This window comes from Arthrobacter sp. (genome assembly GCF_031988865.1).
Taxonomy (GTDB): Bacteria; Actinomycetota; Actinomycetes; order Actinomycetales; family Micrococcaceae; genus Arthrobacter_B.
The window spans coordinates 1-9,061 of sequence record NZ_DALZXY010000043.1 but is presented as its reverse complement, the minus strand read 5'-3'; the positions used below and the strand labels follow the sequence as shown (position 1 = coordinate 9,061).

8 protein-coding genes and 1 pseudogene are annotated in these 9,061 nt (G+C 64.4%); 5 read left to right on the top strand and 4 right to left on the bottom strand.

Features of this window, described 5'->3' with window-relative positions; genetic code table 11:
* Together RTN46_RS09470 and RTN46_RS09465 are read left to right on the top strand one after the other, a co-directional pair.
* Nucleotides 1-380 (top strand): gluconokinase (locus tag RTN46_RS09470; protein WP_396157570.1); only part of this gene is annotated, 380 nt, incomplete at its 5' end.
* Between the two features lie 11 nt (nucleotides 381-391).
* Nucleotides 392-1,138, top strand: a complete 747-nt coding sequence (locus RTN46_RS09465) for a helix-turn-helix transcriptional regulator (RefSeq protein WP_312180837.1) — start codon at nucleotides 392-394, stop codon at nucleotides 1,136-1,138.
* Nucleotides 1,139-1,180: 42 nt separating this feature from the next.
* Here RTN46_RS09465 and RTN46_RS09460 read toward each other — a convergent pair whose 3' ends face one another.
* The gene (locus tag RTN46_RS09460; protein WP_312180835.1) at nucleotides 1,181-2,245 is read right to left on the bottom strand and encodes an HIRAN domain-containing protein; all 1,065 of its coding nucleotides are present in this window, start codon (nucleotides 2,243-2,245) and stop codon (nucleotides 1,181-1,183) included.
* 908 nt (nucleotides 2,246-3,153) lie between these two features.
* On the opposite strand from RTN46_RS09460, the gene RTN46_RS09455 reads away from it, so the two are divergent.
* The 3 genes from RTN46_RS09455 to RTN46_RS09450 are packed head-to-tail and all read left to right on the top strand — an operon-like array spanning nucleotide 3,154 to nucleotide 5,482.
* Complete coding sequence (locus RTN46_RS09455) at nucleotides 3,154-3,960, top strand: TIGR04255 family protein (protein ID WP_312180834.1); 807 nt, start codon at nucleotides 3,154-3,156, stop codon at nucleotides 3,958-3,960.
* Between the two features lie 47 nt (nucleotides 3,961-4,007).
* A complete protein-coding gene (locus RTN46_RS17030; RefSeq protein WP_396157575.1) occupies nucleotides 4,008-4,688 on the top strand; it encodes a helix-turn-helix domain-containing protein in 681 nt (226 codons plus the stop codon).
* 11 nt (nucleotides 4,689-4,699) lie between these two features.
* Nucleotides 4,700-5,482, top strand: coding sequence for a hypothetical protein (locus tag RTN46_RS09450; protein ID WP_312180833.1), 783 nt, complete (start codon nucleotides 4,700-4,702; stop codon nucleotides 5,480-5,482).
* Nucleotides 5,483-6,255: 773 nt separating this feature from the next.
* Here the strand turns inward: RTN46_RS09450 and RTN46_RS09445 are convergent.
* The 3 genes and pseudogenes from RTN46_RS09445 to RTN46_RS09435 all read right to left on the bottom strand — a co-directional run.
* Nucleotides 6,256-6,621, bottom strand: a complete 366-nt coding sequence (locus tag RTN46_RS09445; protein ID WP_312180832.1) for a cupin domain-containing protein — start codon at nucleotides 6,619-6,621, stop codon at nucleotides 6,256-6,258.
* Nucleotides 6,622-6,753: 132 nt separating this feature from the next.
* Complete coding sequence (locus RTN46_RS09440) at nucleotides 6,754-8,820, bottom strand: beta-galactosidase (protein WP_312180830.1); 2,067 nt, start codon at nucleotides 8,818-8,820, stop codon at nucleotides 6,754-6,756.
* Nucleotides 8,813-9,061, bottom strand: a pseudogene (locus RTN46_RS09435) (ABC transporter ATP-binding protein); the annotation flags it as partial. The gene RTN46_RS09440 and the pseudogene RTN46_RS09435, both read right to left, overlap by 8 nt.

The following is a 9,061-nucleotide window of genomic DNA, read 5'->3' as shown; positions in this document are numbered from 1 at the left end:
CGCTCACCGACGAGGACCGTGCCCCGTGGCTGCGGATCGTCGGAGACGAGCTGCACCGCCAGGAGAACACCGGTCTCGTGATCGCCTGCTCCGCGCTCCGGCAGGTCTACCGTGACACGATCCGCGAGCATGCGCCCGGCGTCTTCTTCGTCCATCTCGACGTGAAGAAGGAAGTCCTCGCCGCGCGGCTGTTCATGCGGAGCGAGCACTTCATGCCGCTGGACCTTCTCGAATCGCAGCTGGCGACCCTCGAGCCGCTCGCACCCGAGGAGCCGGGCCTCACCGTCAACGGGGCGCAGAAGATCCACGCCATCGTGAGCGGTGCCGAGGACGTGGTGCGCGAGCGCGGCCGAACCCGCGCCGCCGCGTCGCTGATCTGAGCCGAGCGACGATGACGAACCGCATCCCCCACGGCAGCCCCGCCGGGTACGAGGCCGGATGCCGCACACGCTCGGCCTGCCCGCACGGCGACCTCTCGCCCTGGGTCACGTGCGCCGAGGCATCCGTGCGCAGGCGCTCGGACTATCGCCTGTGGCAGCTGCCCCTCGACCAGCCGATCCCCCGCACCGGCACGGTGGACGACGCCCCCCGTGCGCCGGAGGCCCCGCAGCCCGCAGTCACCGCCACCGCCACCGACCTCGATACTCACGGCACGCTCGGCGGGTATCGCCGCGGATGCCATCGCGACCGACTCTGCCCGAACTGGACCATCGGGCGCACGACCTGCGCCGGCGCGCGACGGGAGTACATCCGCGACTACCGCGAACGCAGGTTCCGGAACGAGGGTCACACCATCACGCACGGCACGACCTATGGCTACTACCTCGGATGCCGCGACCGCCGCACCTGCCCGGGCGGAGCCGACGGAGTCACATGCTCGGATGCCCAAGCGGCCCGCAAGCGCGAGATCGCCGCAGCCGCCGGTGTCCCTCCCCGGGTGGAGCCGGTCGACTCCCTGCCCGCCTCCGAGCGGGTCTGGGAGCTCAGGGCAGAGGGGTACTCCCTGCGTGAGATCGCGCGCCTCACGGGCTGCGGGCACACGACGATCGCGGAGCTGGCGCGCACGGGGCCCGGCCGACGCTCGCACATCACTCCGGAGACCCTGCAACGAATACTCGGGTCGCGGGTCGAGCACTGACGTCGGTCGAAGGGAGTCTGCCTCGGTAAGCCCGCGACCCGCTCAAATGCCAGTTGGTCTCGTGCTTCGCCTCAACGCAGGAATTGTGTTCGGCTCGGCGAACCAGTCTGTCGGCAGCTCGTGTGCTTTCGCGGCTTGGACGGTCGCCTGAGCAGCGATCGCGCTTCCTTTCACTCTGATCCAGGCTGCCGCATCCTGTCCCTGAGATTCGAGGTGGCGGACGGTGGGGACGAAGTGCTGACTGGACGCGGGAGTGAGCTGACCGACCCGCTCTCCATCGAGCCGGATCTCGATCAGCGTTTTCGGTGCGCGCGCTGTCCCGCCTTCGATCACAGCAAGCGTACCCAGGGCGATTCCGTCACCGACGTTGGTGGTGAAGTCCGCGAGGACATCCTGGTGCTGCTCCTCGCCCGTGACCTGGAGCGCGGATCCCCAGGGCAAGATGCTGTAGGCGCCAGCCGGAGGCTCGTTCATCGGCAACACGAGGTGGGGCTCGTTCAGAGCGATCGAAACGCGTGCCACATATTTCAGTTTGCGCGACGAGTCCCACGATTCCCGAGCCGAGGCCCAGATGCGAGCTCCGGTCGCCGCGACGTGACCGGAGTCCCAGACATCGCGGATCGCGGAGACATATACGGCTGCCACCTCTTTCTCCAGATACCCGACGTGCTGGTCGTTAATCTGCACCATGACCGCATTCTTGTCGTGCGGATTGGTCGGCTCCGGAACGAGCGCAGCGATCAGATCACTGCGCTCGATCTCCTCATCCTTCTTCGGCTTGCGACCGATCGCTTTGTGGATTGCGTCCATCCGGGCGAACTCGCCAGCGACCTCGGTATTCGGGTACCCATCCGCGCCCAGCAGCAGGTATCCGTTTCGAGTCGCCTTCTCCCGCTCGGGCTCCTTCTTGCTCGTGAGCGGTTCGGTGGCGGTACTTCTCCTCTGAGCCGCGGCAGGTGCAGCGGGCGGAAGAAGAGGGTCCGTCCCCTGAACGCCGTCGTTAGCAATCCAGTCGGTCCAGGTGACGCCGTCCCAGTAGCGATACTGATTTCGACCGGAGGGGTCAGGATGCCACGCGGCAGGAACCGGCGGAGAAGCGGTGGTCATTGTGATCCCCTTATCTGACGACGCGTCGAGCTCAATCGAAAACCTATCGCCTCGGGTTACACGAAGGTCAAGCGTCTCGCGATCCACAAGCGCACCTCCGCGCGGAAGTGGGCGCGTAGATCTCCTTTGCGCGACGCCGATCATCCGCACTGATGACATGCGCATCAGGTGGTTACTGCTGCGTTATCGCCACAGCCCAACCGGACATGACGAAGGCCCCGCATCCCAGTGTTTCCAGGGGAGTCGGGGCCTTCGTGGTGGCGGTGACGGTGGGATTTGAACCTAGATCTCAAAGAGGTGCTGAAGGCGGCGCGGATCGTCCTGATCTACACCGCCGAAATATTCACCAAGAATGCACCACGCCCTACCCCGAACACGGAAAACCCCCGATTTCTCGGGGGTTTCCATGGCGGTGACGGTGGGATTTGAACCCATCGACATACTTTCCGCGGCTTGCTCGTCTGGGCGCAGCTGCCCATGACGCCAAGCAACAGCAGCGCTTGCGCCCGTCGACCGCGCCGCAATGATGCCCGGCTCCTTCGCGCACCCCGAGCGCGAGGAGCCATACCGTCCAGGTGTCCCACCTTTGAGGGACTTGAATCTAGGTAGACAGAAATCGGTCGCTGCTCCTTTTGATCACAGCGACTCTAGACGCGCTCGACCCGACCCTGTTGAGCCTTGTCGGCACCATCGTGCGCCTCGTCATCATGACCTCCTCCTTCGGCACGCTCCACGCCGAAGCCACATCCTGAACGGCACCGTTGGCGCCAAGGTTCGTCAGTCCAAGAGACCGCCAACTCGGCCCCCGGTGATCGTTGTGTGGACGGCCCGGACGCGCGGCCTATGAATCTGCCAACGATTCATCGACGCTACTGGCGCCGGTGTAAAGCCGTATGTAAACTCGGGCCATGACCCGGGAACCGCGCGAGAAGAGGAAGCTCGAGCGCTCGCCGCTCGTCGTCGTGCTCACAGAGATTCGATTCGCCCCGATCCTCACGATGGCAAGCTTCGTCCCGGCCATCCAGGATGAATTGCGCCGACAAGGCTATCCGGGGTTCACCGCCTCAGCGATTCAACAGTTTCAGTTTTCGATGGCTGGCAGCGAGCCCGTAATTCAGTCCACTCCGCGATGGGTATTTACCTCGAAAGACAACGATGAGATCGTCTCACTGACATACGAAGCGATCTCCATGCAGACCACTTCTTACGACGATTTCGAGGCGTTTTTAGAGGGAGTTCGCAAGGTGGTGGCGGTCATCGAGTCCATTGCTGCGCCAAGCTTCGCTGATCGGGTCGGATTGCGGTACGTAGACGCTGTTCCGAACATCGGAGATTCGATGGCCGATTACTTCAACGAGACGGTTCTCACATTCAGCGCTGCTGACCTTGGCGTAAATTCAATTCTGTTCAACCAGCACATTATTGCGGCGACCGACAAAGGCCATCTGCAGATTCGGATGAGTCAGGTGGAAGACGCCCCCCTCCTCCCACCAGATCTGAATACACCTGAACTTGCACCCATCGCCGCCGCCCGCACCGGCGTGCACGCAATCTTTGACGTCGACAGCGCCGATGAGACGAGGTCCGATTTCACATGGGAGACGCTCGAAGAGCGACTTTGGGGAGTTCATCAGCACGCCAGTAGCGCTTTCTGGAAATCCATCACTCCGCAGGCTCGAAAAACATGGGGAGAACATGAAGGGGTCAGATTGTGACGCTTGTAGCCGCGGAGACCCCCTCTGTAACTCGCGCATTTGCGCCGATGGCTCCCGCCACCGACCTGATGCTAACCTCCTCAAGCGGTTTGGGATCCCGATGGCCCCGAGGTTTCGAGGAATGCGCCTTCGTGACGCCCACTAGGGCGTCCTGGTTTGCAGAGGCGGTCATCGGTACAGGTGCTATGTTAACCGAATCGGTCTTGTTCATCGCGAGCAAGATCGCAACGGGGGTCATGCCGCACATTGTTTTACTCGATAGCGAAGTGCCGCCGAGAAGCACTACTAATGTGTCGGAGTTGGTGAACGAGATTCGCGTTTCGCTCGGTTTATCAATCACTCAGCTAGCTGCCGTGCTGGCGGTCGAACGACCGACAATCTACTCGTGGCTCAAGGGTCAAGCTACGCCGGCGCCCCACCGTATGGAGCGGATCACTCTCGCCGTAGATATCGCTCGCTATTGGCGAGCTACCGCTGGCCAGTCCGAGCACCCCAACCTCAGTTCTCATGTGGCTGATGACGTGCCGCTCGTAACAGCGCTCTGCGAACCGCGACTATGGCGCAAGGAGATCGAGCAAGATATGCGCCTTCAGGCTGCATCAGTCCGCAAGCAGGCGCCCGCTCGGCGGGGAACACTCACTGAGATTGCGAGATCGCTGGCTGCCACGCCTCGGACGGCTGAGGATTTCGACGTCGCGACCGGGCGCCCCCTGGGTCCTGAGCTATAGGACAAAACATCGTGGGCGAGGACGAGATCATCCACCCGCTCGGGTGGACACAGGGCGCCCTCTTCGGTGGCCCCGAGTTCGAAGGTCAGCCTGGTTTGCCGAAGGGGAATCTCTTCCTTACCGTCTCCCACCCATGCGATGTAGTCTCGACCAGCTTTGAGCGCGACCCGTTCGTGGAAGTGATGTCGGTCGATCAGATTGAGGTCGTGGACGGTAACTTCACGCACGGCAAGAACCCCCGGGTTCTTCACCTCGAGCGCCCGCACGACGCCATTGGTATTCGACGAGACACGAAGACCGCACTCGACCGTCGGACCCTCCTTCAGTTCGCCCCGTCAGATGTGTTGAGCGAGACCGAAAGGCGCGTGCTTGCTCTGTGGCTCGCGGCTAGCTACGCCCGCCCGACCTTCGCTGACGAGTTCAACCGCCGGATGGCTCCTGCGCGCCGAGCAATCGAGCGCATTTTCAAGGCTGCCGGGGCTTCGATGACCGGTATTTATGTGGCAACACAGCTCGACGAATTCGACGCCGAAACGCCCTACGACGCCTCAATCGCTATCACAATGCGTGTCGGCGACTTTGAGAACGCAGACGTGTTCACGGTTGCGAGCGAGGCTGCCGACACCCTCGGCGATACCCTTCGTCGGCTTGACGGCATAAATCTCGCTTCAATTGTCGTGACGTCCGAGCGCGACATGACGCTCGAGGACCTGCGATCCTATGCGCGTTGGGACTACGACTCCCTGAGCCTGCGTGATGATGACGTAGAGACTCTTCCATCAGCGGTCGGTTAGAAGCTCTAACGTTGCAGCGACCCATGGGTGTAGGGTCCGCCTACCCTTTAGCGCTTCGCAAAGGTTGTGAGACAGACGGCTCGGGAGCACCCACCCCCTGCGAACAGATGGGGAGTTTCGCGCGCAGCCACGCGTACGCAGGGGCATGCGATAGACGTGTCCGTGAAGCCCCGCTGACTGCTGCTGACTCCGCAAGTATTCCGCAGATTCGGTAGTGAAGATGGACAGCCCTGACAACGAAAAGTCTTGCTGATCATGAGAGTTAGGAGCGCTCAGCACCCCGCAACAACCCCTGATAACCCCTCCCCGAAAATCGTGAGGTCACGGGATCGACGCCCGTCGGAGCCACAAGGCTGATCATTACAATCAGCCCAGAAACCCTCGCCTAGCTTCTACATGGCGGGGGTTTTGCTTTGTCCCGGAGACGGCCTCGCATGCGCGCGCGATTCGCTGACGGCCCCTGTGCGCGAGGAGCGTGAACGGATCCGGACGGCGTTCCCCGAACTTCGCTGCCCACCGGCTGCGAACCTCAAGACGAGCTCGCCCAGAGCGCTGTCCGCGACCATGCCTACGACCCAGATCGGGCATTGGCCCGATGTGGTCATGCCCTGGCTGTCGAACCTAGTTCTCACCGCCGTCTATGAGAACGACACTGCACTTGAGAGTGGAGGGAAGTACTCTGCGCATCGAGGTGTGCAATCGACCGCTCCTGGCGTCCCGCGTCTCGAACGCTCGGCTCCAACAAGGAACGCTCTTCCCGATCTGAGCCCCGGCTACTGCGCTGACCCGTCGACATCGACCGAGCGCCGGTCACCGCGTGTGTTCGGTGTGCTGATCACCAGGAATCGGGTCTCACCCGGTCCGGGATTGAAGAATCGATGCGGGAGCCCGGCCGCGACCTCGACGCCACTCCGAGGACCCAACTCAACCACCCCGTCGGCGGTCTGCATCTCGGGCGCCCCCTCGAGCACGTAGAAGAACTGCGTCGCGGAGTCGTGGACATGCCATGCCTCTCCGGCACCGGCAGGCACACGCTCTTCGATCACCGACAAGCCCTGACTGTCGAGCAGACGCCACCCGTCGGAAACCTCACCCCATACGTAGTGCTCGGAGTTGGTGGTGTCGACGGATTCGCGCATCGTACGATCCTCGCAGAGGCCGCTGTCGTCCAGCCCTTTGCAGACGCATGAGCAAGGTTCGGTTCGTCACCGGAGATTCCAACATCATCACCAGATCAGGTGCCGATAATGTCATCGCCGATCCGGCGCCCGTCAGCTGCGCCCATGCTCTCGGATGACCACGACTCCCCCCGCAGCGATCGAGACGATCCCCGAGTGCTCGGCACCGGTCAGCAGGTCCACACCCGAGGCCTCGGCCCGGCCGTCGTCCTCGCTGTGGTTGATCAGGAACAGATACGACGCGTCGTCGCCCACTCGCCGCACGGCCTCCACCCCCCGCGACACCACAGCGGTCGGTCCGATCTCCTTCTCCTCCAGCAGTCGATCGACGAGCGCGCCCAGGCTCTCCGGATCGAGATCGACCGACAGGTAGTAGGCCGCACCCGCTCCGACTCGACGCCTCGTGAGCGCAGGTCCTCCGGCGAGCGCTCCCTCGGTGTGACGCGCCAGCACCTCGGCGCCATCGTCGGGTGCGGGTTCGCGCAGTCGCTCAGCCCAGCGGCGCACCGTCCAGCCGTTGTCGAGTCGCAGACTCTGGTCGGCATCCAGCGGCGAGAATTCCTCGCTCGTGACCCCGAGCAGCGATCGGAACGCGCCGGGATACCCGCCGAGCCGTACGGTGTTGACCTCGTCGACGATGCCCGAGAACCAGGTGACGAGCACGGTGCCACCGGCCTCGACGAAGTCGTGCACGGTGCGCGCGTTCTCGTCCGAGACGAGGAACAGCCCCGGCACGATCACGAGTCGGTACGCGTCGAGGGCCGTCCAGGGCGCGACGACGTCGGCCGTGACCGCCCGGGCGAACAGGGCGTTGTGCACGGCACGCGCGGTGTCGGCGTAGCGGAGGTCGTTGATCGGCTTGAGCCCCGACTTCAGCGCCCATCCGGCCTCGTTGTCGTGCAGGATCGCGACCTCGGCGGATGCGACCGTGCTCCCCCTCACCTCGGCGAGCGCGTCGAGGTGCGCACCGAGGTCGACCACGTCACGGAAGACACGGCTCTGCGGGCCCGAGTGCGGCAGCATCGCCGAGTGGAACTTCTCGGTGCCCGATCGCGGGGCCCGCCACTGGAAGTACATGACGCTGTCCGACCCGCGCGCGACGTGTGCGAGTGCGTGCCGCGCGAGCTCGCCCGGCGCCTTCGGCTGGTTGATGCGATGCCAGCTGGATGCTCCGGTGGCGTGCTCCATGAGCATCCACGGCTCTCCCCTGCTGAGTCCGCGCATGCGATCGCCGCTGAAGGCCAGGTCCTGATGCCGCAGGGGGTCGGGCCCGAACGTGTAGTGGTCGTTGGCCACGATGTCCATCTCGTCGGCCCACCGGGTGTAGTCGACCACGTCGGGCCCGAGACCGACCATGAAGTTGGTCGTCACCGGCACGCCGGGGGCGAGCCCGCGCAGCACGTCCTTCTCGGCACGGTAGTGGTCGAGCAGTTCGTCGGACGAGAACCGCTCGTAGTCGAGGAGCTGGCCCGGGTTGTGCGCCGTCTCACCCCACGGTGTCGTCACCTCTTCGAACGACGAGTAGGTGTTGCCCCAGAACGCCATGCCCCACGCCGCGTTGAGCGCATCGACGGTGCCGTACTTCGCCGCGACCCACTCGCGGAATCGAGCGTTCGAGACCGGGCAGTGGCAGCGCGCGTTGCCGCCGCCGAGCTCGTTGCTGACGTGCCACATCCGCACGGCCGGATGCCCGGCGACGTGCTCGGCCAGACGCTCGACGATCCGCAGCGCATACCCGCGGAACACCGGAGACGAGGGACACCAGCCGAGGCGACCGCCGGGAGCGAGCGGATGCCGATGGCGATCCTGCGGCAGGATCTCGGGATGCAGTCGGTGCAGCCACATCGGCACGGCGGCCGTGGGCGTCGCGAGGTCGACCGCGATGCCGTTCTCGTGCAGGAGGTCGAGCATGCGGTCCAGCCACGTGAAGTCGAAGACGCCCTCGCGCGGCTCGTGCACCGCCCACGAGAACACGCCGAGCGTGACGAGGTTCACTCCCGCCTCGCGCATCAGCGCCAGGTCCTCGAGCACCACCTCCCACGGCCACTGCTCGGGACTGTAGTCGCCGCCGAAGGACAGACTCTCGGTCGGCCAGGGGGCGGAGCGACGCGACGACGCGGCGACGCGCTCGTCGTCGGGACTCTGTGCGACCTCAGACACGGGCGGGCTCCCGCTCCGCCGACTCCCAGGACTGCGTGTAGTGGTTGAAGCACACGGTGTTGTCGAGCGTCGACCGATCGGTGACCACCTCGCCCGAGACCACCTTGCCGATCTTCTCGGGGTCGGGCGCCGCGACGGCGAGCAGGCGCGTGTACGCGTGCTGCGGATTGAGGATCACGTCATCCGCCGGCCCGCGCTCGACGATGCGTCCGCGGTACAGCACGAGGATCTCGTCCGAGAA